Below are 23963 nucleotides of genomic sequence, written 5' to 3'. Positions count from 1 at the left end.
ACCCGGAATGGCCCGCCGAGCCCGCTGGACCTCGACGATCTGCTCAGCCGACGCCGCAAAACCAAGTTCTTCCTCGCCCACCCCCGCGCGATCGCGGCGTTCGGACGGGAGTGCACGGCCAGCCGGATCTATCCCGACACTGCCGTCCTGGACGGGAAGCGGGTGATGGCCTGGCGGGGCGTCCCGATCCTGCCCTGCGACAAAATCCCCGTCACCGACACCGGAACCACCTCCATCCTCGCCATGCGCGTCGGCGAAGACGACGCCGGCGTAATCGGACTGCGGCCCAAAGAACTCCCCGACCAGTACCAGCCCGGGTTGAACGTCCGGTTCATGGGGATCAGCGACCAGGCCGTGACGTCCTACCTGGTCAGCGGCTACCACTCCGCCGCCGTCCTGGTGCCCGACGCGCTCGGCGTCCTCGACCACGTGGAGGTCGGCCGTTAGCCCTTGCGCCCGATGAGGTGGAAGACGCGGCTGAGCCCGCGGTAGGGGTCGCGGCGGCCGGCTTCGAGCTCGACCGCCGCCACCCGCTCCGCGTCGGCGAGATCCAGTGCGGCGCCGCCGAACTCGAGCCAGTCGACGAACAGCCAGACCCCGTACCAGCTCACCGGTTCCACGCCGTTGTCACGCAGGAGAGCGCTCAACTGCTCCACCGTGTCGGCGCGGGCCGGCACGCCCAGCACACCGACTTCCGTCGTCGTGTCGAACGCCGTCAGCGCATCTTCCCACCGCTGCTCCAGCGCCGGTCGCACCGCCATCGCGTGGGCGTTGCCCGTCATGATCGAGACGATGCCGCCGGGCGCGGCACACCGGCACAGCTGATCGAGCAGCGGCTCGGGCCGCTCGAGGTAGCCGAGGACGCCGTGGCACAGCACGGCGTCGAACCGCCGGCCCCGCACCGCTTCTTCGGCGTTCTCGCCGGCGGCGTGCAGGAACGTCACGTCTTCGCCGGCCAGCCGCTGCCGTGCTTTGGCCAGCATCGCTTCCGACGGGTCGAGCAACGTCACGTCGTAGCCGGCACGCGCGAGCGGGAGTGACTGGTGGCCCGCGCCGCCCCCGACGTCGAGCACCGTCGCCGGCCGGGGCGGCAGGTGCTCCAGCAGCTGACGGTGCAGCACATAGGTGCGCACCCGGCCCTTCACCGAGGCATAGGCCTCGTCGGCGAACTGGTCGGCCAGCGCGGCCCAGGAGTCTTCACTCATCGCGTCACAATACGGCGCGTAGTGACTACTACAGATATTGCGTGCTCTGAAGTTCTAGCTACAATGCTGCTCATGGGCACGACCGACGAGATCACCCGCGCCGAAGCCAGCACCGCGCGCAACTACCACCCGCTGCCGGTCGTGCTGGCCGAAGGGCGGGGCGCCTGGGTCACCGACGTCGACGGACGGCGGTACCTCGACCTGCTCGCCGGGTACAGCGCGCTGAACTTCGGCCACGGCGACAAGGAACTGCTGTCGGTGGCCCACGAGCAGCTCGACCGGCTGACCCTGACCAGCCGCGCGTTCCACCACGACCGGCTCGCGACGTTCGCCGCCGAACTCGCCGCGCTCGCGGGCATGGAGCTGGTGCTGCCGATGAACACCGGCGCCGAAGCCGTCGAAACGGCGATCAAGGTCGCCCGCAAGTGGGGCTACACGGTCAAGGGCGTCCCGGCCGGGCGGGCGCGGATCGTCGTGGCGGGCGGCAACTTCCACGGCCGCACGACGACCATCGTCGGCTTCTCCGACGACCCGGTCGCGACCGCCGACTTCGGCCCCTTCACCCCCGGCTTCGACACCGTCCCGTTCGGCGACGCCGACGCGTTGCGCGCCGCCCTCACCGAAGACACCGTCGCGGTGCTGATCGAGCCGGTGCAAGGAGAAGCGGGCGTGCTCGTCCCGCCGGACGGCTACCTCGCCGCCGTCCGCGCAGCCTGCACCGCGAACGACGTCCTGCTGATCGCCGACGAAATCCAAGCCGGGCTGGGCCGCACCGGACGCACCTTCGCCTGCGAACACTTCGGGGTGACGCCGGACGTCTACCTGCTCGGCAAGGCACTCGGCGGCGGCCTGGTCCCGCTGTCGGCGGTGGTGTCCCGCCGGGACGTCCTCGGCGTCCTGCGACCGGGCCGGCACGGCAGCACGTTCGGCGGCAACCCACTGGCGTGCGCGGTCGGCACCGCGGTCGTCCGCAAGCTCGCGACCGGCGAACCGCAGCGCCGGGCCGCGGAGCTGGGTGCGGTCTTCGCCGGCCTCCTCAGTGGACTGCCGAACGTCCGGGAGGTACGCACGCTCGGTCTCTGGGCGGGCATCGACGTCGCCGGCCGCACCGGACGCGACGTCTGCGAGGGGCTGCTGCGGCGCGGCGTGCTGGCGAAAGACGCCCACGGCTCGACGATCCGCCTGGCACCGCCGCTGGTCATCGAGGAAGAAGACCTGCGGCACGCCGTCACGCAGCTCGCCGCGGAGCTGAGCTCGTGAAGGAGTTCCTGCGCGGGCACGCCGAACTCGTCGAGCGGGACGGCCGGCTCGTCCCGCGCCGGCTGCCCGCGGGGCCGCTGCACCCGCGGCTCGACGACGTCGCCCGGATGCCCGCCGGAGTGCGGCTGGAGTTCGACACCGACGCCCGCGGCTTCGCCTGGGACGTGACGACCACCGGCGACCTCGACGTCGTGGTCGACGGCGAGCTCGTCAGCCGGTCGCCCACGGTCCACGTCGACGGCCTGCCCGGCGGCCGCAAGCGCGTCCGGATCTGGCTGCCGCAGTCGAGCCCCGTCAGCCTCGGCGAGTTCCGGCTGCGTGGGGAAATGACGCCGGTGCCGGAAGGGCCGCGCTGGATCGCCTACGGCAGCTCGATCACGCAGTGCCGGCTCGCCGCCGGGCCGTCCGAAACCTGGCCCGCCCTGGTGGCCTCCGAACTCGGCTGGTCGCTGCGCTGCCTGGGGTTCGCCGGTGAGTGCCACCTCGATCCCGTGGTGGCCCGGTACATCCGCGACACCGAGGCGGACGTGATCAGCCTGTGCGTCGGGGTCAACATCCACGGCGCCGCGTCCTTCTCGGCGCGCTCGCTCGGGCCCGCGCTGGAAGGCTTCGTCCGCACGATACGCGAGGGCCACCCGGACACCCCGATCCTGCTCACCACTCCCCTGCACGCACCCGGCCGCGAGCGGCAGCCCAACGCGCTCGGGCTCACCCTCGCCGACGTGCGGGCCGAGGTCGCCGGCGCCGCGCACGGCCTGCCCGTCGTGCCCGGCCCGTCGATCCTCGGCCCGGCCGACGCCGGGCTCCTCGCCGACGGCCTGCACCCCGGGGCCGAGGGTTACCGCCTGATCGCGCGGCGGCTGCGGCCGCACCTCGCCGCGCTGCTCCCCCACACGAATCCGAAACTTTCGAAATAGGCCGCTATTCGAAAGTTTCGGAGGTCCTTTTCTTCTTGACGCCGGATTCCGAACAGTTCTACCGTTTCTTCATTCCGTTTCCCCGGAAGGGAGAATCCCGGTGCGCGCTCGTCGGCTTCGTCCTGCCCTCATCCTGCTGGCGGCCACCGCGATCGGCCTCGGCGGGGTCGTCACGCTGGCCTCCGGCGCCGCCTCGGCCGTCGAGGACGACGGCGCCGACTGCCCGGTCTCCGTGCCCGCTTCTTGGCCCGCCAGCACGAAATTTCCCGACCCCTTCAAGCGGATCGACGGTACGCGCATCACCGCGAAGTCCGACTGGCGGTGCCGGCGGGAAGAGATCAAGAAACTCGCCGAGCGGACGATCTACGGCACGAAGCCGGCGAAACCGGCCACCGTCACGGGCACGGTGTCGTCCACCGGAATCACGGTGAACGTGACCGAAAACGGCCGCAGCGCCAGTTTCTCCGCGGGCGTGGAACTGCCCAGCGGGAACGGGCCGTTCCCGGCCGTCGTGGTGGTCGGCGGATTCGGCGCGGACACCGCCACCATCAAAGCGGCCGGCGCCGCCGTCATCACCTACGACCCGCTCGCCGTCGGCAAGGAAGGCACGCCACGCAACAACAAGCAGGGCGCGTTCTACGGCGTGTACGGCTCGTCGAGCAGCACCGGGCTGCTCGCCGCGTGGGCGTGGGGCGTGAGCCGGCTCATCGACGTCGTCGAGCAGTCCGGCGGCCGGATCCTGAAAGCGGACGCCCTGGGGGTGACGGGCTGCTCGCGGTACGGCAAGAGCGCCTTCGCGATCGGCGCGCTCGACCAGCGCGTCGCGCTGACCATGCCGATCGAGTCGGGGACGGCGGGCGCCCCGATCCTGCGTGGGATTCCCGGCGAAAGCGGGTCGCAGCCGCTGAGCAACGCCTACGGCGAGCAGCCGTGGTTCGGCGACGCGTTCGGCGCGTACACCGGCAACCCGGCCGCGTTGCCGGTGGACACCCACGAACTGGTCGCGATGGTCGCGCCGCGGGGGTTGTTCCTCATGGAGAACCCGCACATCGACTGGCTCGGCGCCCGGTCCGGCAGTGTCGCCGCGCTCGGGGGCGCCGAGGTCTACCAGGCGCTCGGGGCGGGCGAGAACATCAGCTACTGGTCCGACGTCCAGGACGGCACGCACTGCGCGTCGCGGCCGGAATGGCGGACGCCGCTGCAGCAGAACATCCAGAAGTTCCTGCTGAAGACCGGCAGCGCGGCCGGGACGTTCCGGATCTCGGCCAAGAAGGCCGGGAACCTGGCCGAGTGGCGCGACTGGACGACACCGGTCCTCACCGACGGCCCGGGCGGCAGCACCACCCCGACGACACCCACCACCCCGACCACGCCGACCACGCCGCCGCCGGGTGGCGCCTGCACGGCGACCGCGTCGGTGAACCAGTGGACGGGCGGGTTCGTCACGACGGTCCGCGTCACCGCCGGCGCCGCGGCGATCACCGGCTGGACGGTCACCGCCGCCCTGCCGGCGGGCGCCGCGATCACCAGCGTGTGGAACGCCGGGCGCAGCGGCGACACCGGCTCGGTCCGGTTCACGAACGTGGGCTTCAACGGCAGCCTCGCCCCCGGCCAGTCGACGGAGTTCGGCTACCAGGGCACCGGAACCGGCGCCGGCACGACGGTGACTTGCGGCTGACGCAACTGTCGATTGCCAAAGTTGCGTGGCACGAGTAGTGCCGCGGCTCCTAACTTCGGACTCGTACCGAGTTCCCCCGAAGAAGGAGCAAGACCATGCACGTGTTCGTCACCGGAGCGACGGGGTGGATCGGCACCGCCGTCGTCGACGAGCTGCTCGGCGCCGGGCACGAAGTCACCGGCCTCGCCCGCACGGAGGCCGCCGCGCTGACCCTCGCCAAAAAGGGCGCGCGGGTCCGGCGCGGCGACCTCGACGACCTGGCCGGCCTGCGCGACGGCGCGCTCGACGCCCAGGCCGTCGTCCACCTCGCCAACAAGCACGACTGGGCGAACCCGGCGGAGAACAACCGGACCGAGCGGGCCGCGGTCGAGACGATGGCCGGCGCGCTCGCCGGCACCGACCGGCCGTTCCTGCTGGCCGGCGCGCTCGCGGGCCTGGTCAAGGACCGGCCCGCGGTCGAGGCCGACGTGTCGCCGGCGGTCGGGCCCGGCTCGATGCGCGGCGGCAGCGAGAACCTCGCGCTCGAGTACGTCGACAAGGGCGTCCGGGTGCTGAGCGTCCGGTTCGCGCCGTCGGTCCACGGCGCCGGCGACCCCGGCTTCCTGGCGTCGATCACGGCGGCGGCGCGCGAGCACGGCGTGTCCGCCTACCCCGGCGACGGCACCACGACGTGGGCGGCGGTCCACCGCCCGGACGCGGCCCGGCTGGTCCGGCTCGGCCTGGAGCACGCGCCCGCCGGGTCGCGGCTGCACGCGGTCGCCGAGGAAGCGGTGACGACGCGGGAGATCGCCGAGGCGGTCGGCCACGCGCTCGACGTGCCGGTGGTGTCGATCGAGCCCGGCCGGGCGGCGGAGCACTTCGGGTTCGTCGGCCGGTTCTTCACGACGGGCATGGCCGCCTCGAGCACGGCGACCCGCGAGCTGCTCGGCTGGCAGCCGTCCGGGCCGACACTGGTCGAGGACATCGAAGGGGGTGCGTACGCGTGACCCCGGCCCTGACCGCGTTCATGCTGGTGAAGACCACTCCGGAGTGGCTGGCCCTGACCGTCGAAGAGCGGATCGAAGCGTTCCGCACCCAGGTCGTCCCGGCGATCGAGGGGCAGGGTGCCCGTTCCCGGTTCTACGACACGGAGTTCTACTCGGCCCGCGTGACGGACGTCTGGGTGTGGGAGGCCGCCGACCACGCGGCGTACCAGCGCCTGGTCGACGCGCTGCGCGAAACCCCCTTCTGGGACCGCTGGTTCGAGGTGGTGGAGATCCTGGTCGGCGTCGAGAACGGGTACGCGAACAACTACGGCGTCGACGCGGTCGCCAGCGTCACGGCGTAGTACCGCGAAGGTCACGAGGCTCCTCGGGTTCCTGCTGTTGCTCGCCGCGGTGGCGGTCGCCTACCTCGGCCAGGTGCAGGGCCAGACGTCGTTGCACTGGCTCGCCGCGGCTGGGTCGTGCCGGTGGCGGCCGCGGTCGCCGCGACCGGCGTGACCTGGCTCGTCGTCGCGAGCAGCACCGCGCCGGCCACGCCCCCGTTTCCCCACAACGTCCCGGAGCCGTGCGGTCTGGTGGGCCAGGCCGAGATCGCCCGGTTCGGCCTGGCCCGGCCGCACTTACGAGATCCGTGCCAGCCCTACGCCAGTCCCATCACGATCACCGGCCCGTCCACCGCATCGGTCAAGCGGTACCCACGGACGCCGAAGTAGCACTACAGCACGAAGCCGGCCGGGAACGGGTCATCGGGATCGAGGAGGTAGGTGGCGGTTCCGGTGATCCACGCCCGGCCCGAGAACTCGGGGATCACCGCCGGCACGCCGCCCACCTCGGTCTCGCCCACCAGCTCGCCGGTGAACGTCGTGCCGATGAACGAGCTGTTCTCGAACGGCGTGTGCAGCGGCAGCTCGCCGCGGGCGTGCAGCTGGGCCATCCGGGCGGACGTGCCGGTGCCGCACGGCGAACGGTCGAACCAGCCGGGGTGGATCGCCATCGCGTTCCGCGACCTCCGCGCGTCCGAGCCCGGGGCGAGGAACTGGACGTGCTTGCAGCCGCCGATCAGCGGGTCGGCCGGGTGCTTCGGCGGGCGCTGGTCGTTGATCGCGGCCATGATCGCCAGCCCGGCGCCGAGGATTCGGTCCTTTTCGGACTTCTCGAACGGGATGTCCACTTGGGACAGTTCGAGGATGGCGTAGAAGTTCCCGCCGTAGGCGAGGTCGTAGCGGACCTCGCCGAGGCCGGGCATGTCGACGACCGCGTCGCGTTCGGCCAGGAACGACGCGACGTTGCGGAGCTTGACCCGCTCGGCGCGCCCGTCGCGGACCGTGACCTCGGCGTGCACCAGCCCGGCCGGGGTGTCCAGGCGGACCACGGTCGTCGGCTCGGTCACCTCGACCATGCCGGTCTCGACCAGCACCGTCGCGACGCCGATGGTGCCGTGGCCGCACATCGGCAGGCAGCCGGACACCTCGATGTACACGACGCCCCAGTCGGCGTCGTCGCGCAGCGGCGGCTGCAGGATCGCGCCGCTCATCGCCGAGTGCCCGCGCGGCTCGTGCATCAGGAACTGCCGGATGTGGTCCAGGTGCGCCATGAAGTACCGGCGGCGCTCGGCCATCGTCGCGCCGGGGATCGGGCCGACGCCGCCGGTCACCACCCGCGTCGGCATGCCCTCGGTGTGCGAGTCGACCGCCGTGATCGCGCGTGACGAACGCACCTACGCCACCCCCAGCGAAGCGAGCGCGCGGCCCATGTCAGCGCGGACCTGCTCGCGGTGGGCGTCGGTCAGCGGCCCGCGCGGCGGGCGGCACGGGCCGCCGTAGCGGCCGACCATGTCCATCCCGAGCTTGATGGCCTGGACGAACTCGGTGCGCGAGTCCCAGCGGAAGGCGGCGACCAGCGGCTCGTAGAGCGCGCGGGCCTCCTCCAGCTTGCCCGCGGTGGCGAGCTCGAACAGGCGGGCCGACTCGGCCGGGAAGACGTTGGGGAACCCGGCGAACCAGCCGGTGGCGCCCATCAGCAGGCTCTCGACGACGACGTCGTCCGCGCCGCTGATCACGGCCAGCTCCGGGGCGCGCTCGCGGATCTCCAGCACCCGCCGGACGTCGCCGGAGAACTCCTTGACGGCGACGACGTTGTCGATCTGAGCGACCTCCGCGAGCAGGTCCGGCGTGAGGTCGACCTTGGTGTCGAAGGGGTTGTTGTATACCATCACCGGCAGCCCGACCGACGCGACCGCCTCGAAGTGCGCGAGCACCTCGCCATGGTTGGCGCGGTAGAGCGTCGGGGGCAGGCAGAGCACGCCGTCGGCGCCGTCTTCGGCGGCCGCTTCGGCCCACTGCTTGGCCTGGTGCGCGCCGGGGCCGTGGACACCGACGACGACGATCCCGTCCTTCCCGACGGCCTCGATGGCGGTGCGGGCGACGCGGCGGCGTTCGTCGTCGGTGAGCGAGGAGTACTCGCCGAGGGAGCCGTTCGGGCCGACCCCGCGGCAGCCGTTCCCGACGAGCCAGCGGCAGTGCTCGGCGTAGGCGTCGTAGTCGACGGCCAGCCCGGCCGGGGCGTTGTCGTCGGTCCGGTACGGCAACGCGGCGGCGACGACCACGCCGCCGAGGTCACGGGTGCTCATGCTGGAGTCTCCTTCGGATCGGCGAGCTCGCCCAGGCGGATCGGCTGGGCGATGGGACGGTGGTGGCGCTCGGTGGCGCCGCACAGTTCGCTGACGGTGGGGCCGCACATCCGGCCCTGGCACGGCCCGAGGCCGGCGCGGGTGCCGAGCCTGAGCGCGTGCGGCCCGTCCTCGGCCGCGGCTTTGACGGCCTGGTAAGGGGTTTCTTCGCAGCGGCAGACGATCGTGTCGGCACGCAGCCAGCCGGGCCACGCGCCGCCGATCGGGTGGGCCTTCGCGAGCCGGCGCGCGAAAGCGCTTGCGCGGTCACGGGCTCGCAGCAGTTCCCGGCTCGGGGTGCCGCCCGCGGCAACGCACCCGGCGACGGCGCCTTCTGCCTCCGCGGCGTCCGCGCCGCCGATCCCGGTGATCTCCCCGGCGGCGAACACGCCGGGGACGCTGGTGCGCTGGCCGGCGTCGACGCGGACGAAGCCGTCGCCGAGCACGCACCCGGCCGCGACGGCCAGCTCGGGTTGCGGCACGAACCCGTGTCCGACGCAGACGGCGTCGACCTCGTGGGTCCGTTCCGTGCCGGGCACGACCGACCAGTCCGCGCGGAGGCGGGCGGTGACCACTTCGCGAAGCCGGTCGTCGCCCCGCGCTTCGACGACCGTGCGGCCGAAGCGGTACGGCACCCGGTGGCGGGCGAGGGCGGCGGCGTACCGGGCGAGTTCGCCGGTCTTGCGCACCGGGACCCCCCACCCACCGAGGACGGTGGTAGCCGGGTTCGCTTCCAGGACAGCCACGACTTTCGCCCCGACGTGCAGCAGCGATTCGGCGACGGGCAGCAGGAACGGCCCCGCCCCGGCGACGAGCACCCGCCGCCCGATCGCGACCCGCTCACCCTTGGCCAGCGCCTGGGCGGCGCCGGCGGTGAAGACGCCGGGCAGCTGCCAGCCAGGGAAGGGCAGGGTGCGGTCGTGGGCGCCGGTGGCGAGGATCAGCGCGTCGGGCTCGAGGGTGTGCCGTTGCCGCTTCGCGCCGTCGGCCGGGCCGCTCAGGACGTGGACTTGTCCATTGTGGATCGACCAGACGGTGCTTTCGGGCCACCACGTGCAGCGGTCCAGGACCCGGCGACGGCGTTCGAAGGCGGCCCAGCCGTGCGGGGGACGGCTGGGCGCGTAGGCCGCGGGCGGCATCCGGTGGTACTGGCCGCCGGGGGCGTCGGCCTGGTCGAGCACGGTCACCTCGGCACCGGCGGCGAGGGCCTGTCCGGCGGCGGCGAGCCCGGCGGGCCCCGCGCCGACGATCACGACGTTCATGTCTGCTCCTGCCGGGATTGGGTGCGGATTTCGTCGCCGTCGACGGCGCGACGTCGGCACGCACGGACGTCGGGCACGTCGTTCACGGTGAGCAGGCAGTCGAAGCAGGCGCCGATGCCGCAGAACACCCCGCGTGGCGCACCCGAGCGGGTGGTGCGCCAGGCCAGGCGCCCGGCGGCGAGCAGCACCCCGGCGACGGTCTGCCCGGCGATGCCGGTGACGGGTTCGCCGTCGACGGTGACGCGGATCGGGGTTTCCTTGCGGCCGAAGGGATCTTGGCCGGTGGGAAGGAGGCGGCCGGTCACGCCAGCACCGCCGGACGGTCCACAGTGAACTCTTCCACCGGCATCGACGGCTTCTCCCCCGAAAGCACCTCGCGCAGCAACCTCGCCGTGCCCACGCTCAAGCCGATCCCCGCGCCTTCGTGGCCCGTCGCGTGCCACAGGTTGCCCAGCCTCGGATCCTCGCCGAGGACCGGGAGGTGATCGTCCACATAGGGCCGGAAGCCGCCGTACGCCCGCATCACCGCCGCGTTCGCCAGCGAGGGGAACAGCCGCAGCGCCGTGGCCGCGATCGCGCTCAGCACCGCCGGGTCGATCGCTTCGTCGAACCCCACCCGGCGGCGGGACGAGCCGATCAGGACCGTGCCGCCCCGGGTCGACTCCACCACCGCCGACGTCTGCAGCTCGCCGTCGCCGGAGCCGACCGCGCCCACGTAGTCGGCGTCGTAGACCTTGTGCCGCACCAGTCCCGGCATCGGCGTGGTCACCAGCACCTCGCCGCGCCGGGGGCGCACCGCGATCGGCGCGCCCAGCACCGCCGACACCGGCCCCGCCCACGGGCCCGCCGCGTTCACCACGACGTCCGCCTCGAGCACCTCGCCCGGCACCCGCACCCCGGTGATCCGGCCGCCGCGCGTCACCGCGCCGATCACCTCGGTGTCGACCCGCAGGCGCGCGCCGGACGCGGCGAGCAGCGCCAGCGTCGCGCCGGCCGGCTGGACCTGCGCGTCCTCCGGGTAGCGGACGGCTGCGGTCACCTCGCGCGTCAACGCCGGTTCGGCCGCCGCGACCTCCGCCGCCGACAGCGGCTCGGTCACCACCCCGGCCTCGGCCTGCGCCTTGGCGAACACGGTGAGGGCCCCGGCCCCGGCCTCCGTGGTCGCGACGACGATGCCGCCCTTCGGGTCGAACTCGCACGCGTCGCCGAGTTCGGCGGCGATCTCCGGCCACAGACGGGCCGACAGCTGCGCGAGCGCGAGCTCGGCGCCCGGCTCCTTGTCCGAGACGAGGAGGTTGCCTTCACCGTGTGAGGTGGTGCCGCCGGCGGGCCGGCCGCGGTCGACGACCAGGACGTCGAACCCGGCGAGACCGAGCTCCCGGGCGCACGCCGCGCCGACGATGCCGGCTCCGATCACCACCACCCGCGTTCGGTTCATCGACCCTCCAGCGTTCGGTATAGCGAACGATCGGAGGTTAGGTCCCCGGGGCCGGAGGTGTCAATGGCGTCAACGGGTGCGGCCGGCCTTCGAGCCGCTCGCCGGCCCGGTACTGCAGCAGCAGCACCGAGTGCACCGGCGCCTCGAGCGCGGTGTAGCTGTGCGGCTCGCGGGCGTCGAAGGCGACGTAGTCCCCCGGCCCGAGGTCCACGGTGCGGCCGCCGACCTCGACGCGCAGCCCGCCGCTCTGCACGACGGTGTGCTCGATGCCGACGTGCCCCTGCGAACGCTGCGGCGCGTCCCCGCGGACGACTTGGTCGTAGACCTCGAAAACGCTGTTCTCCGCCTCGATCCGCCGCAGTGGCCGCAGGTCGATGCCCTCGCCGCGGAGCACCTCGACGTCGGCGCCGCGCACGACGGTCAGCCCGCCGCGCGGCCGATGGTCGAGCAGGTCGGAGATGGCCACCTCGAGCACCCGCGACAGGCTGAAGACGGTTTCGATCGTCGGGTTCCCGGTGCCGGCCTCGAGCTGCGAGAGGGTCGCCTTGCCGATGCCGGAGCGTCGCGACACCTCGGACAGCGACAGCCCCCGCGCGGCCCGTGCGGCGCGCATGTTCACGGCCAGCATGTCCCGGATCGACGGGTCACCATCGTTCGGTAAAGCGTCCATTCAGCCCCGCCTCCGTTCGGCTTGCCGATCGGGCCAGCGTCATGATGCCACGCCGAGCCAGCGGTAGTAGGCGGGCAGGTCGACGTTGCCGCCGCACACGACGACCGCCACGTGCCGGCCCTCGAAGCGGGCGCGGTCCTCGAGGATCGCCGCCAGGCCGAGTGCTGCCGAGGGCTCGACGACCAGGCCCGCGTGCGTCAGGAACAGCCGCAGGCCGGCGATGATCGACTCTTCCCGCACCAGGAGCGCGTCGTCGGCCACGAGGAGGAGGTCGGCGAGGACCTCCGCGATCGGGAACCGGCCCGCGACGCCGTCGGCGATCGTGTCGGCCGAGTCCGTGGTGACGACCCGCCGTGCGCGCCACGACCGGGCCATCGCCGGGGCGCGCTCGGGCTGGACGACGAGCACTTCGGTGTCGGGGACGCAGGACTTCAGGACGTGCCCGATCCCGGTGGCGAGCGCGCCGCCGCCGAGGGCGATCAGCACGGCGTCGAACGGCGGGCCGGCGTCGGCCAGCTCCAAGCCGATCGTCGCGGCGCCTTCGCAGGTCTCGACGTCCAGGCTGTCCTCGACCAGCCGGACACCCCGCTCCCGCGCGAGGTGCACCGCCCGCGCGCGAGCCTGTTCGAAGTCGCCGTCGACGAGTTCCAGATGGGCGCCGAGCGCGCGGATGCGGTCGAGTTTCGCCGCGGGCGCCGCACGCGACGCCACCACGGTGACATCCAGCCCGTGGTCCCGGCCGGACCAGGCCAGTGCCTGCCCGAGGTTGCCCGCGCTGGCACACACCGCGGCGCGCTCCCCGCGTTCGACGAGCCCGTGCACGACCAGCTCGGTGCCGCGGCCCTTGAAGCTGCGCACCGGGTTCGCCGTCTCGAGCTTGACGCTCACCCGGCAGCCGAGCTCGCGTTCGAGGGCCTCGCAGCGGTACAGCGGGCTGTCGAGGAAAACGGGATCGATCACCCGCCGGGCGGCGCGGATCCGGGCGAGGTCGAGACGGGTGTCCGGCACAGCCGAAGCATACGGATCACGCGGTTTCGGCGGGCCGCACTTCACCGACCGGGTCGGTCTCGTGCAGGGGCACGCCCGGCCGGTCCTTGACGAAGAAGCTCGCCAGCAGCCCGATCAGCGTCATGCCCGCGAGGTACGCGCACACCGAATACACCGTGCCGGTGCTCGACTGCAGTGCCTCCGCGATCGTCGGGGCGAAGGCGCCGCCCAGCACTGCGCCGATCGCGTACGAGAGCGCTGCGCCGCTGTAGCGGACGCGGGTCGGGTACATCTCCGCGTACAGCGCCGCCTGGGGGCCGTAGGTGAAGCCGAGGCCGACCGAGAACAGCACGAGCGCGAGGACCAGCAGGCCGACGTTCGCGGTTTCGAGCAGGGCGAAGAACGGCACCATCCAGAGCAGCTGGATCGCGAACCCGATGCGGTACACCGTGATCCGGCCGACGCGGTCGGCGAGCGCGCCGCCGGCCAGGGTGCTCACCAGCCACGCCACGGCCGAGATCATCACCGCGACCAGGACCGTCGAGCGGTCCAGGTGCAGCGTCTTCGTCGCGTACGACTGCACGTACCCGCCGGTGGTCATGTAGCCGACCGCGTTGTTCGCCGCGAACAGCAGCGCCCCGAGCACGACCAGCAGCCCGTGGTGCCGCAGCAGCGGCGCCAGCGGCAGGCTCGACCGGCTGCGCGTCCGCCGGACCTCTTCGAACACCGGGCTTTCCGCGACGCGGCTGCGGATCACGAACCCCACGACGATGAGCACGAAGCTCAGCAGGAACGGGATCCGCCAGCCCCACGAGAGGAACTGCGCCGGCGTCGTGACGGCGGCGGCGAGCGCGAGCGCGCCGTTGGCCAGCAGCAACCCGACCGGGACGCCGATCTGCGGGAAGGCGCCGTAGAGCCCACGCCGGTCGGCCGGGGCGTGCTCGACGGCGAGGAGGGCCGCGCCGCCCCACTCGCCGCCCGCCGAGAGGCCTTGCACGATCCTCAGCAGCACCAACAGGATCGGCGCCGCCGAGCCGATGGCCGCGGAGCTGGGCACCAGGCCGATCAGCACCGTCGAGACGCCCATGAGCAGCAGCGTGGCGATCAGCATGGCCCGCCGCCCGAGCCGGTCACCGAGGTGCCCGGCGATGATCGCCCCGATGGGCCGGAAGAAGAAGCTGATCCCGACGGTCGCGAAGGACAGGATCAGCGCGTCCTTCCCCAGCGCCCCGAAGTACTGCGTGGCGAAGACCAGCCCGGCCGAGATGGCGTAGACGAAGAAGTCGTACCACTCGATGGTGGTCCCGGCCATCGCGGCGAGAACGACTCGGCGGTGCTCACGATCGATGCCTTTCGCCATGACAGCTCCTTCGACGCCCGCGAATGATGGCGAGGATCGTATATGGTTTCCGATACGATCAGCAACCCCCGTGATGCCCCCGCCCATCACGAGTGATGCCCGCCCAATCACGCGAGATGCCCCTCCAAGCACGCGAACCGACCCTCCAGGTACGCGAACCGACCGCACGGGTACGCGAACCGACCCTTCCGGACGGGCGACGACGGCGATCACGCGTGTCCAGCGGGGCATCACGTGTGTCTGGCGGGGCATCACGCGTGCTCAGGCGGGCATCACGTCCAGGAGGTCGCGGCGGCGAAGTCCTCGAAGGACCGCGGTGGCCGGCCGAGGGCTCGCTCGACGCCGTCGCCGAGGTCGGCGCCCCGGCCGTCGCGCAGGTCCGCCAGCAAGCCCGTGAGCAGCCGCGCCACCGCCGGCGGGACGCCGGTTTCGACCTGCCGGGCGACGAACGCCTCGGGCTCGACGTCGACGTACTCGATCTTCCGGCCGGCCGCGCGGGCGATCACCCGCACCGCTTCCCCGAAGCCGACCGCCCGCGGGCCGGTCAGCTCGTAGACCTCGCCGTGGTGCCGGTCGCCGGTCAGCGCGGCCACGGCGACGTCGGCGATGTCTTCGGCGTCGACGAACGGCGCGCCGCCGTCACCGGCCGGCAACGTCAGGACGCCGTCGCGGATCCCGGGCGCCCACGGGCCTTCGCTGAAGTTCTGCGCGAACCAGTTCGGGTGCAGAATGGTCCAGCCGACGCCGGAGCCGCGGACGGCCTGCTCGGCGTCGTGCAGCGGATGGCCGGCCTCGCCGGCGCGCGGGGCGGACAGCAGCACCAGCCGCCGCGCGCCCGCCGCGACCGCGTCGGCGATGAAACGCGGGAGCCGGGGCCCGGCCCGCAGGTCGGGTTCCACGAGGTAGACGGCCGTGACGCCGGACAGCGCCCAGGTGGCGGGGTCGCCGAGGTCGAAACCGGTGCCGCGGGAGGCAATCCGCGCGCCGTCGAGGCGCCGGGCGACGCGGCGGCCGGTCTTGCCGGTGCCGCCGAGGATCAGAGTGGTCATGCCGTCAGTCCACCGCGACCACGCGAGACGATCCATGGGAGAACGTCGATGATCCCTTTGCGATCGTCTAGGGTCGAGCCGTGGACGTGCTGAGCGACCTGCTGCACCGGGCCCACGCCGCGGACGCGCTGGTCCGGCAGCTGATCCAGCGTCCGCCGTGGTCGATGACGTTCGCGGACGTCCCGCCGCTCACCCTGGTGGCCACGCTCGGCGGGCACGCGTTCGTGCGCCTCGGCGCCGAGCCCCCGGTCCGCCTGGCGGCCGGCGACATCGCCCTCGTCTCCACGACGGGCTACACGATCGCGGACGACCCGGCCACGGCGCCGCAGGTCGTGATCCGCGGCGGGAGAAAGTACCCGATCACGGCGGAGGTGAGCCCGCGGGCACCTCGCACGTACGGCGACGGCGCCCCCGGTGCCACGACGATGCTGCGGGGCGCCTACGAACTCCACGGCGTCGCCGCCGAACGCCTGCTGGCCATGCTCCCACCGCTGGCCGTCGTGCCGGCCGGACCGCGGACGCGGGCGGCGCTGGACCTGCTCGCCGTCGAGGTCGCCCGCGACGAACCGGGCCAGGACGCCGTCCTGGCCCGGTTGCTGGACCTCGTGCTGGTTCTCGCCCTGCGCGCGTGGTGCGCCGAGTCGCCCCCACCGTGGTTCCGGGCGTTGGACGACGCCGAAGTCGGGGAAGCGTTGCGCCTGCTGCACGCCGAGCCCGCCGGCCGGTGGACGGTCGCCGGGCTGGCCGCGCGGGTCGGGTTGTCCCGCGCCGCGTTCGCCGCCCGCTTCGCGCGGCTCGTCGGCGAGCCGCCGCTGGCTTACCTCACCGGCTGGCGGATGACGCTGGCCGCGGATCTGTTGCGGGACACCGAAGACACCGTCGCGGCAGTCGCCAAGGCGGTCGGTTATGACGACCCGTTCGCGTTCAGCGTGGCCTTCAAACGGGTCCGCGGCGCCAGCCCGTCGGACTGGCGCCGCGGCAGGAAGGACCTCAGCTCGTGAACGTCGCCGGGTCGCTCGTGCTCGCCCGCCCGGTCTCGACGTGCCCCGCGAGCCGGCGCAGGAACTTCGGATCCCGGTCCGACGTGACCGAAACGTCGTACCAGTTGTTGCTGCGCCGCGTGTCCACGCGCTCGACCACCCGCGCGCCCGGCCGCACCTGGTGCGTCGACGAGCAACGACCGTAAGCGTCCGACACCTGCAGCCGCACCGTCGTGGTGCCGCTGTTGGTCAGCACCAGCGCCAGCTCGCCACCGTCCTGGCGGACGCCGACCTCCGGCCCCGCCGCGCCGCCGCGGAACTGGCGCACGAACCCGTTGGGCCCGTACGCCGTGTAGTCGTACGCACCGGCCGCGGGCAACGCCGCCGGCAGGGACTTGCCCGCGCCGGCCGTGTACGTCCGCGGCTCCCCCGATGGCGTGACGACGTAGAACGTCGCGCCCGCGCGGCCGTGGTTGGCGAAAGTCACCGTCAGCTTGCCGTCCGCCAGGCGGGCGTCCGCCGTCAGGTCGTACGGCAGCGCGCGGGCCGGACGCAGCCCGCGTTCCTGCTTCGGCAGCACGTTGTGCGCCGGGACCGCCGGGACGTAGTCCGGGTGCCGCTCGCGGTCCGGCGGCTCGTAGCCCGCCGTGTCCGGGAGCGCCGGGACGCGGACGTCGGTGCGCGAGAAGTCGAACGCCGACGTCAGGTCGCCGCACACCGAGCGGCGCCACGCCGTGATGTTCGGCTCGCGCACGCCGAAGCGCCGCTCGATGAACCGGATGATCGAGGTGTGGTCGAACGTCTCCGAGCAGACGTAGCCGCCCTTGCTCCACGGCGACACCACGAGCATCGGGACGCGCTGGCCGAGCCCGTACGGACCGGCCGGGTTCGCCGCCGAGCCGGCGAAGATCTCACCCTCGGTGTCTACAGTGGACTGACCGGCCGACGCGTACGGCGGGACGACGTGGTCGAAGAAGCCGTCGTTCTCGTCGTAGGTGATCAGCAGCGCGGTCTTGCTCCACACCTCGGGGTTCGCCGTCAGCGCGTCGAGCACCTGCGCGATGTACCAGGCGCCGTAGTTCACCGGCCAGTTCGGGTGCTCGCAGAACGCCTCGGGCGCGGTGATCCACGAGACCTGCGGCAGCTTCCCGGCCTTGACGTCGGCCCGGAGCCGGTCGAAGTAACCCTCGCCCGCCTTGGCGTTCGTGCCGGTGCGCGCCTTCTCGTACAGCGCGTCGCCGGGCTTGGCGTTGCGGTAGGAGTTGAAGTACAGCAACGAGTTGTCGCCGTAGTTGCCGCGGTAGGCGTCGTCGATCCAGCCCCAGCCGCCGGCGGCGTCGAGGCCGTCGCCGACGTCCTGGTAGATCTTCCACGACACCCCGGCCTGCTCCAGCCGCTCGGGGTAGGTCGTCCAGGAGTAGCCCTTTTCGTCGTTGCCGAGGACCGGGCCGCCGCCCTGGCCGTCGTTGCCCGTGTACCCGGTCCACATGTAGTAGCGGTTCGGGTCGGTCGAGCCCATGAACGAGCAGTGGTAGGCGTCGCAGATGGTGAACGCGTCGGCCAGCGCGTAGTGGAACGGGATGTCCTCGCGCGTCAGGTACGCCATCGTGGTCGAGCCCTTCGCGGGCACCCACTTGTCGTACTTGCCGGCGTTCCACGCCGCGTGCGTGTCGTTCCAGCCGTGCGGGAGGTCCTGGATGAACTGCAGGCCCAGGTTGTCCGCTTCGGGCCGGAAGGGCAGGATGTCGCGCTTGCCGTCGGACTGCGCCCAGACGGACTTGCCCGACGCCAGCGTCGCCGGCCGCGGGTCGCCGAAGCCGCGGACGCCGCGCAGCGTGCCGAAGTAGTGGTCGAACGAGCGGTTCTCCTGCATGAGGACCACGATGTGCTCGATGTCCCGGAGCGTGCCGGTCCGCCGCGCGGCGGGGATCTCGGCCGCGCGGGCGATGCTCGTGGAGAGCGCGGAAAGGGCGGCGGTGCCGCCGGCCAGCTGCAGGAAACGCCGTCGGTTGACGTCCGTCATGGGGACTCCGGGGGTGTCGTGGTGGAGAGCCGGGTCAGTATGTGCGGGCCTTCGAGAACCTGTGCCGGGCCCGAGGCTAACGGCGCGCGAAACCCTGGTAAACGACTCCCGTCGGACATGATCTTGACAGCAATATGGAAGTACGTACTAATGTAGTGCTTCACTATGAATGACTTCGCCAAAGACTCCGACGACCACCTGTACTCCCCCGACGTCCGCGGCGCGCTGGCCGGGTTCGCCCTCGGCGAAGACACCGGCGTGCTCGAAGCGGCCGCGGCGGTCCGCGCGGCCGCCCGCGGCCTCGACCAGCTGCGCGCACACGGCTCCGGCGGCCGCGGCCTGAGCGCCGGCGCGCTCGACGTCCTGATCCGGCTCAGCACGGCCGAAGCGAACATCAAGGACCTCGCCGGGTCCGCCGGCGTGAGCTCGCGCAACGTCACCGGCCTGGTCGACACGCTCGAACGAGCCGGGCACGCGGAGCGAATCCCGGATCCCCGCGACCGGCGGTCGGTGCTGGTGCGGATCACCGAAAACGGCCGGACCTGGCTCGAGGAGTTCCGCCGCCCGGCCCAGCTGGCGATGGCGGCGATCTTCCGCGGGTTCACGACGGCCGAGACGGCCCAGCTGCGGCACCTTTGCCTGCGGCTCGCAGAGAACCAGCAGGCACTCGCCCGCCACCTGGACGCGGCCGGGAGCTGAACAGCGGTGCCCACCCGGCTGCCCGGATCATGGAGGTCACGGGCTGAGCTCGAACCCCGGGCGGGCACCGCTGCGAGCTGTTTACCCCCGCTCCCCGGGCACAAACCTCACCCCGACCGCAACGCGTACCGTCGCTCGGCGTAAGCGAGGTCGTCCCGCCACAGCCGGGTCGCCGTGTGGCGCATCAGCGGGCGGATCGCCGGGGCCAGCTTGGCCGCCGCCGCGAACCCGCGTCGCTCCGACGCCGCGATCGTCGCCTCGATGACCGCCGTGCGGGGGCGGCCGTCCGGGCCCGGGCCCAGCGGGGTCGCGTGCGTCTCCACCACGCTGCCCACCCCTTCGCCCTCGACGATCCGCATCACCACCGTGCGCGGCTCCGGACAGGTGAACTCCGCTTGCACCGGCACTCCCCAGCGGCCGGCGAGCCGGAAGGTGACCTCGACGAGGAAGCGGTCCTCGGCGTCGGGCACGTCGATGCCCTCCGGCGCTTCGAGCACGCGCAAGCGGCTGAACGAGTACGGGTGGAACCACGCGCCGTGCCACGGGTCCAGGCGGTTCGCCACGACGTCCTCCGGCTCGCACGTCCCGGTCAGCGTCGCGACGGCGTCGATGCGGGCCGCACCCTCCGGGCGGGCCGGCACCACCGGCGCGGGCGACGGCTGCTCGCCGCCGAGTGCGTCCAAGCGGGCCCAGACGAGCACGCCGTCGTCGTGCGCCGGCACCGGGGACCACGTTCCGCACCGCGCGCCGTCGATCCGCAGGCCGTGCCACCGGCAGACCAGCCCGCCCTCGTCCACCCGCGCGTCGGCGAGCGGGGCGCCCAGGTGCGGGCAGGCGCCGGGGCCGATCCGGACCTCGCCGCCGCTGTCCCGCCACGCGACGAGCTCCCGGCCGCCGACCGTGCCGCCGAACGGCCGGTCACCGCGCACCTCCCGGCTCGCCGCGACGACGAACCAGTTGCCGGACGGGCGGGCCGAAGCCCGCTTGCCCGCCGCTTCGATCAGGGCGGGTGGACAGTCGCGGTAGGTCGGTTCCTGCTTCGCCCACACGGGTTCGGCGAACGGCTGGACGGGCCAGCGTCGCGGCCACCGGGCGACGATGCGGCGGCTGACGTTCATCGGTCCATGGTGGCCGATCCGCATCGCACCCGCAACGCAGCGCTCCACCGAGCGAAGCGACGTTTACCCCAGTACAGTCCGGGTATCAGCCGAGGAGTTCCGGCGGGGTCACTGGCCTTCGCCGAGTTCGCGCATCGATTTTGCATCGCGACACGGCGAGAGGAGTCCGATGACGGTGCTTCCGACCGCCGGTGCGACCGGCGCGGTCGCCTGGCTCGACGCGCTGCGCCGGCGGTGCGGGTCCGATGTCCACGCCTTCGTCACCGAGCGGGTGCGCGAGCACTTCACCGGCCACGCGCTGGACACCCCGGCCCCGGCCGCCTTGGCCGAGTTCGTCACCGGCGGCAAGTTCCTGCGCCCGATGTTCGCCTACACCGGCTGGCGCTGCGGCGGACCGGAGAGCGCGGCCGCACTGAAGGCGGCGGCGAGCCTGGAGCTGCTGCACTGCTTCGCCTTGGCGCAGGACGACGTCATGGACGGCTCGGCGCGGCGGCGCGGGCGGCCGTCGATGCACGTCCGCTTCGCCCGGTGGCACGAAGAGCAGGGGCTCAGCGGCTCCGCGGCCCGGTTCGGCGAATCCGCCGCGGTGCTGATGGGCGACCTGTTCCTCGTCTGGTCCGAGCAGCTGCTGTCCGAAAGCGGGCTCGGCGCCGACGCCCTCGCGCGCGGCCGGGGCGTCTACGACGTGCTGCGGTCCGAGCTGGCCGTGGGCCAGCTCGGCGACCTCGTGAACGACGCCCGCACCCTGCCGTCCTGGGCCGAGGTGCTCGACGTCATCCGCCGCAAGTCGGGCAACTACACCGTCCGCCGCCCGCTGGAGTTCGGCGCGGCACTGGCCGGCTGCGCACCCGACGTCGTCACCGCGCTCGGCGCGTACGGCGGCCTGCTCGGCGAAGCGTTCCAGTTCCGCGACGACCTGCTGGGCGTGTTCGGTGACCCGGCCGTCACCGGGAAGCCCGCCGGCGACGACCTGCGCGAGCGCAAGGCGTCCAGCGTGGTCGTGCTGGCCCGGGACCTCGCCGACGACCACCAGCGTGCCGGCTTCGCCGAGCTGCTCGCCGCGGCCGAAGTCGACGACGGCGCCGTCGACCGGTGGCGGGCGCTGATCACCGCGACCGGCGCGCGCGACCAGCTGGAGAAGTTCATCGACGACCGCGTCCGGCGCGCGCTCGAAGCGATCGACCAGGTTTCCCTGCCGCGGCAAGCGGCTTCCGTGCTCACCGTCCTCGCGAACCGCTGCACCGAGCGCGTCCGATGAGGACGGTCGCCGGGCGCACCGGCCACGTCGTGGTCGTCGGAGCCGGCCTGGCCGGGTTGTCGGCCGCGCTGCACCTGGCGGGCCGGGGCCGGCAGATCACCGTCGTGGAACGCGATCCCGGCCCGGGCGGCCGGACCGGCCGGGTCGAGACCGGCGGCTACCACCTCGACACCGGGCCGACCGTGCTCACGATGCCGTCGATCCTCGCGGACACCTTCGCCGCGGCGGGCGCCGAGCTCGCCGGCCACGTCCGCCTGACGCGGCTCGACCCGGCCTACACCGCGCGGTTCGCCGACGGTGCGGTGCTGCCGGTGCACTCCGACGCCGAGCGCATGACCGACGCCGTCCGCGAGTTCGCCGGGCCCGGCGAGGCGGCCGGGTACCGGCGGCTGCGCACGTGGCTGACCCGGCTGTACGCGGCGGAGTTCGGCCGGTTCGTGGCGAGCAACATCGACTCTCCGCTCGGCCTGCTCTCCGGCGACCTCGCCCGGCTCGTCGCGCTCGGCGGGTTCCGGCGCCTGGACCGGAAGATCGGCGCCTTCCTCGACGACGAACGCCTCAAGCGGGTCTTCACGTTCCAGGCGCTGTACGCGGGCGAGTCGCCGATGCGGGCGCTCGCGCTGTACGCGGTGATCTCCTACATGGACACTGTCGGTGGCGTCTACTTCCCCGAAGGCGGGATGGCCGCGGTGCCCCGGGCCATGGCCCGCGCCGCCGAAGGGGCCGGGGTGGAGTTCCGGTTCGGCGAGGCGGTGACCGCGCTCGAACGGCGGGGCGCCCGGGTCACCGCCGTCGTCACGGCCGGCGGGCGGATTCCCGCGGACGCCGTCGTCCTGACGACCGAACCGCACGAGAGCTACCGGCTGCTCGGCCGCGCGCCGCGCCGCCCGGTCCCGTTGCGCCCGGCGCCGTCGGCGCTGGTGCTGCACACCGGCGGGCCCGGGGACTGGCCGGTGGGGCACCACACGATCTCCTTCGGCCACGGCTGGGCGTCGACCTTCCGCGAGCTCATCTCCGACGGGCTGCCGATGAGCGACCCGTCGCTGCTCATCACCCGCCCGACGGCGACCGACCCCGGGCTCGCGCCGCCCGGGCGGCAGCTGTTCTCCATCCTGGCGCCGGTCCCGAACCTCCAGCGTGGACCGCGGGACTGGGACAGCGAAGCGGAACCGTACGCCAAGGAGATCCTCGACCGGGTCCGCGCGGACCTGCTGCCGGGGTTCGAGCCGGAGGCGTGGCACGTCCTCGGCCCGGCGGACTGGGCGCGTCGCGGGATGGTCGCGGGCACGCCGTTCAGCTACGCGCACTCGTTCGTCCAAACGGGACCGTTCCGGCCGCGGAACCTGCCGCCGGGCACGGAAAACGTCGTGCTCGCCGGCGGCGGGACCGTGCCGGGGGTCGGCGTGCCCACCGTGCTGCTGTCCGGCCGGCTCGCCGCCGACCGGATCACCGGAGTCCTCCGGTGACCCGCCGCGAGCTCGACGCCGCCGGCATCACCCGCCCGGAGCTGCGGGCCGCCTACGGGCGGTGCCGCGAGCTCAACGCCCGCCACGGCCGCACGTACTTCCTGGCCACCCGCATGCTGGCGCCCGCGCAGCGCCCCGCCGTCCACGCGCTCTACGGGTTCGCCCGCCGGCTCGACGACCTCGTCGACGAACCCGAACCCGGCGCCACCCCCGACTCGATCGCCGCCACCCTGCTCGACGTCGAAGAAGGGTTCCTGAAGGAGCTCGCCGCCGGGACCAGCGACGACCCGCTGCGCATCGCCGTGATCGACACCGCGACCCGCTACGCCATCGCGGAGGCGCACTTCCGCGCGTTCTTCGCCTCGATGCGGATGGACCTCACGGTGACCGGCTACGCCACCCGCGCCGCGCTCGACGAGTACGTGCACGGCTCGGCCGAGGTCATCGGGCTGCAGGTGCTGCCCATCCTCGGCACCGTCGTCCCGCGCGAGGAGGCCGCGCCGCGGGCCGCGGCACTCGGGAAAGCCTTCCAGCTGACCAACTTCCTGCGTGACGTCGCCGAGGACCTCGACCGCGGGCGGGTGTACCTGCCGGCCGACGAACTCGCCGCGGCCGGTGTCGACCGTGACCGGCTCGGCTGGTGCGCCCGCACGCGCCGGATCGACGCGCCGGTCCGGCGGGCGCTGGCCGACCAGGTCGCGCACACCCGCCGCGTCTACGCGCAGGCACGGCCGGGCATCGCCATGCTGCACCCGGCGTCGCGGCCCTGCGTGCGGACCGCGTATGTCCTCTATGGAGGGATTCTGGACCGCATCGAAGCGGCCGGGTACAACGTCTTCGCCGGGCGGGCCCGGGTACCCCGGCACCGGCGGCTGGTCGCGGCGTGCGACGCGCTCGTGCGGGCGCAGTGGGCCCGGCGCCGGCACCCGGCGGTGAGCTGAG

The 23963-nt window shown here is 73.1% G+C and carries 23 protein-coding genes and 1 pseudogene; 12 read left to right on the top strand and 12 right to left on the bottom strand.

Annotated elements, in window-relative coordinates; genetic code table 11:
* Positions 1 to 447: pseudogene (locus tag M8542_RS09755) on the top strand (Crp/Fnr family transcriptional regulator); the annotation flags it as partial.
* On the opposite strand, the gene M8542_RS09750 reads toward M8542_RS09755, so the two are convergent.
* Positions 444 to 1205, bottom strand: a complete 762-nt coding sequence (locus tag M8542_RS09750) for a methyltransferase (protein ID WP_257919711.1) — start codon at positions 1203 to 1205, stop codon at positions 444 to 446. The pseudogene M8542_RS09755 and the gene M8542_RS09750 sit on opposite strands and share 4 nt — an antisense overlap.
* Before the next feature lie 72 nt (positions 1206 to 1277).
* On the opposite strand from M8542_RS09750, the gene rocD reads away from it, so the two are divergent.
* From rocD to M8542_RS09720, 6 genes are all read left to right on the top strand, one after another.
* Complete coding sequence (gene rocD, locus M8542_RS09745) at positions 1278 to 2465, top strand: ornithine--oxo-acid transaminase (RefSeq protein ID WP_257919710.1); 1188 nt, start codon at positions 1278 to 1280, stop codon at positions 2463 to 2465.
* Positions 2462 to 3382: a GDSL-type esterase/lipase family protein gene (locus M8542_RS50310; protein ID WP_257919709.1), complete on the top strand. Its 921-nt coding sequence runs from the start codon at positions 2462 to 2464 to the stop codon at positions 3380 to 3382. The genes rocD and M8542_RS50310 overlap by 4 nt, the downstream gene beginning before the upstream one ends.
* A gap of 100 nt (positions 3383 to 3482) precedes the next feature.
* Entirely contained in the window at positions 3483 to 5060 is a 1578-nt protein-coding gene (locus M8542_RS09735; protein WP_257919708.1) for a glucuronyl esterase domain-containing protein, read from the top strand.
* 95 nt (positions 5061 to 5155) lie between these two features.
* Positions 5156 to 6046, top strand: coding sequence for an SDR family oxidoreductase (locus M8542_RS09730; protein ID WP_257919707.1), 891 nt, complete (start codon positions 5156 to 5158; stop codon positions 6044 to 6046).
* Positions 6043 to 6387, top strand: coding sequence for a darcynin family protein (locus tag M8542_RS09725; protein WP_308210248.1), 345 nt, complete (start codon positions 6043 to 6045; stop codon positions 6385 to 6387). The genes M8542_RS09730 and M8542_RS09725 overlap by 4 nt, the downstream gene beginning before the upstream one ends.
* Positions 6388 to 6510: 123 nt before the next feature.
* A complete protein-coding gene (locus M8542_RS09720; protein ID WP_257919706.1) occupies positions 6511 to 6756 on the top strand; it encodes a hypothetical protein in 246 nt (81 codons plus the stop codon).
* Positions 6757 to 6758: 2 nt separating this feature from the next.
* Here M8542_RS09720 and M8542_RS09715 read toward each other — a convergent pair whose 3' ends face one another.
* The 9 genes from M8542_RS09715 to M8542_RS09675 form a co-directional block, all read right to left on the bottom strand.
* The gene (locus M8542_RS09715; protein ID WP_257919705.1) at positions 6759 to 7760 is read right to left on the bottom strand and encodes a proline racemase family protein; all 1002 of its coding nucleotides are present in this window, start codon (positions 7758 to 7760) and stop codon (positions 6759 to 6761) included.
* A complete protein-coding gene (locus tag M8542_RS09710) occupies positions 7761 to 8672 on the bottom strand; it encodes a dihydrodipicolinate synthase family protein (RefSeq protein WP_257919704.1) in 912 nt (303 codons plus the stop codon).
* Entirely contained in the window at positions 8669 to 9973 is a 1305-nt protein-coding gene (locus M8542_RS09705; RefSeq protein WP_257919703.1) for an FAD/NAD(P)-dependent oxidoreductase, read from the bottom strand. Before M8542_RS09705 ends, M8542_RS09710 begins: the two co-directional genes overlap by 4 nt.
* Complete coding sequence (locus tag M8542_RS09700; RefSeq protein ID WP_257919702.1) at positions 9970 to 10278, bottom strand: (2Fe-2S)-binding protein; 309 nt, start codon at positions 10276 to 10278, stop codon at positions 9970 to 9972. Before M8542_RS09700 ends, M8542_RS09705 begins: the two co-directional genes overlap by 4 nt.
* A complete protein-coding gene (locus tag M8542_RS09695; RefSeq protein WP_257919701.1) occupies positions 10275 to 11411 on the bottom strand; it encodes an NAD(P)/FAD-dependent oxidoreductase in 1137 nt (378 codons plus the stop codon). The genes M8542_RS09700 and M8542_RS09695 overlap by 4 nt, the downstream gene beginning before the upstream one ends.
* Before the next feature lie 37 nt (positions 11412 to 11448).
* Positions 11449 to 12081 carry a helix-turn-helix domain-containing protein gene (locus M8542_RS09690; RefSeq protein WP_257919700.1) on the bottom strand — a complete coding sequence of 211 codons (633 nt, stop codon included), beginning with the start codon at positions 12079 to 12081 and terminating at the stop codon, positions 11449 to 11451.
* Positions 12082 to 12120: 39 nt separating this feature from the next.
* Positions 12121 to 13089 carry a threonine ammonia-lyase gene (locus M8542_RS09685; RefSeq protein WP_257919699.1) on the bottom strand — a complete coding sequence of 323 codons (969 nt, stop codon included), beginning with the start codon at positions 13087 to 13089 and terminating at the stop codon, positions 12121 to 12123.
* 16 nt (positions 13090 to 13105) lie between these two features.
* Positions 13106 to 14428 carry an MFS transporter gene (locus M8542_RS09680; RefSeq protein WP_257919698.1) on the bottom strand — a complete coding sequence of 441 codons (1323 nt, stop codon included), beginning with the start codon at positions 14426 to 14428 and terminating at the stop codon, positions 13106 to 13108.
* Between the two features lie 272 nt (positions 14429 to 14700).
* Positions 14701 to 15477, bottom strand: coding sequence for a Rossmann-fold NAD(P)-binding domain-containing protein (locus M8542_RS09675; protein WP_257919697.1), 777 nt, complete (start codon positions 15475 to 15477; stop codon positions 14701 to 14703).
* 80 nt (positions 15478 to 15557) lie between these two features.
* Here M8542_RS09675 and M8542_RS09670 point away from each other — a divergent pair, with 80 nt between their 5' ends.
* Complete coding sequence (locus tag M8542_RS09670; protein ID WP_257919696.1) at positions 15558 to 16478, top strand: AraC family transcriptional regulator; 921 nt, start codon at positions 15558 to 15560, stop codon at positions 16476 to 16478.
* On the opposite strand, the gene M8542_RS09665 is transcribed toward M8542_RS09670, so the two are convergent.
* Positions 16468 to 18480 carry a phosphocholine-specific phospholipase C gene (locus M8542_RS09665; RefSeq protein ID WP_257919695.1) on the bottom strand — a complete coding sequence of 671 codons (2013 nt, stop codon included), beginning with the start codon at positions 18478 to 18480 and terminating at the stop codon, positions 16468 to 16470. The two genes, M8542_RS09670 and M8542_RS09665, sit on opposite strands and share 11 nt — an antisense overlap.
* A 165-nt stretch (positions 18481 to 18645) precedes the next feature.
* Here M8542_RS09665 and M8542_RS09660 point away from each other — a divergent pair, with 165 nt between their 5' ends.
* On the top strand, positions 18646 to 19179 hold the full coding sequence (locus M8542_RS09660; RefSeq protein WP_257919694.1) for a MarR family winged helix-turn-helix transcriptional regulator: 534 nt from the start codon (positions 18646 to 18648) through the stop codon (positions 19177 to 19179).
* Between the two features lie 107 nt (positions 19180 to 19286).
* On the opposite strand, the gene M8542_RS09655 is transcribed toward M8542_RS09660, so the two are convergent.
* Complete coding sequence (locus M8542_RS09655) at positions 19287 to 20297, bottom strand: Rieske (2Fe-2S) protein (RefSeq protein WP_257919693.1); 1011 nt, start codon at positions 20295 to 20297, stop codon at positions 19287 to 19289.
* A 169-nt stretch (positions 20298 to 20466) separates the two neighbouring features.
* On the opposite strand from M8542_RS09655, the gene M8542_RS09650 reads away from it, so the two are divergent.
* The 3 genes from M8542_RS09650 to M8542_RS09640 are packed head-to-tail and all read left to right on the top strand — an operon-like array spanning position 20467 to position 23962.
* On the top strand, positions 20467 to 21555 hold the full coding sequence (locus M8542_RS09650; protein ID WP_257919692.1) for a polyprenyl synthetase family protein: 1089 nt from the start codon (positions 20467 to 20469) through the stop codon (positions 21553 to 21555).
* Positions 21552 to 23021 carry a phytoene desaturase family protein gene (gene crtI, locus M8542_RS09645; protein WP_257919691.1) on the top strand — a complete coding sequence of 490 codons (1470 nt, stop codon included), beginning with the start codon at positions 21552 to 21554 and terminating at the stop codon, positions 23019 to 23021. Before M8542_RS09650 ends, crtI begins: the two co-directional genes overlap by 4 nt.
* Positions 23018 to 23962 (top strand): phytoene/squalene synthase family protein, encoded by a 945-nt coding sequence (locus tag M8542_RS09640; protein WP_257919690.1) that lies wholly within the window; start codon positions 23018 to 23020, stop codon positions 23960 to 23962. The genes crtI and M8542_RS09640 overlap by 4 nt, the downstream gene beginning before the upstream one ends.
* The last annotated feature ends 1 nt before the right edge of the window (position 23963 follow it).

It is taken from the genome of Amycolatopsis iheyensis (genome assembly GCF_024703995.1).
GTDB lineage: Bacteria > Actinomycetota > Actinomycetes > Mycobacteriales > Pseudonocardiaceae > Amycolatopsis > Amycolatopsis iheyensis.
This window is presented reverse-complemented; position numbering and strand designations above follow the sequence as displayed.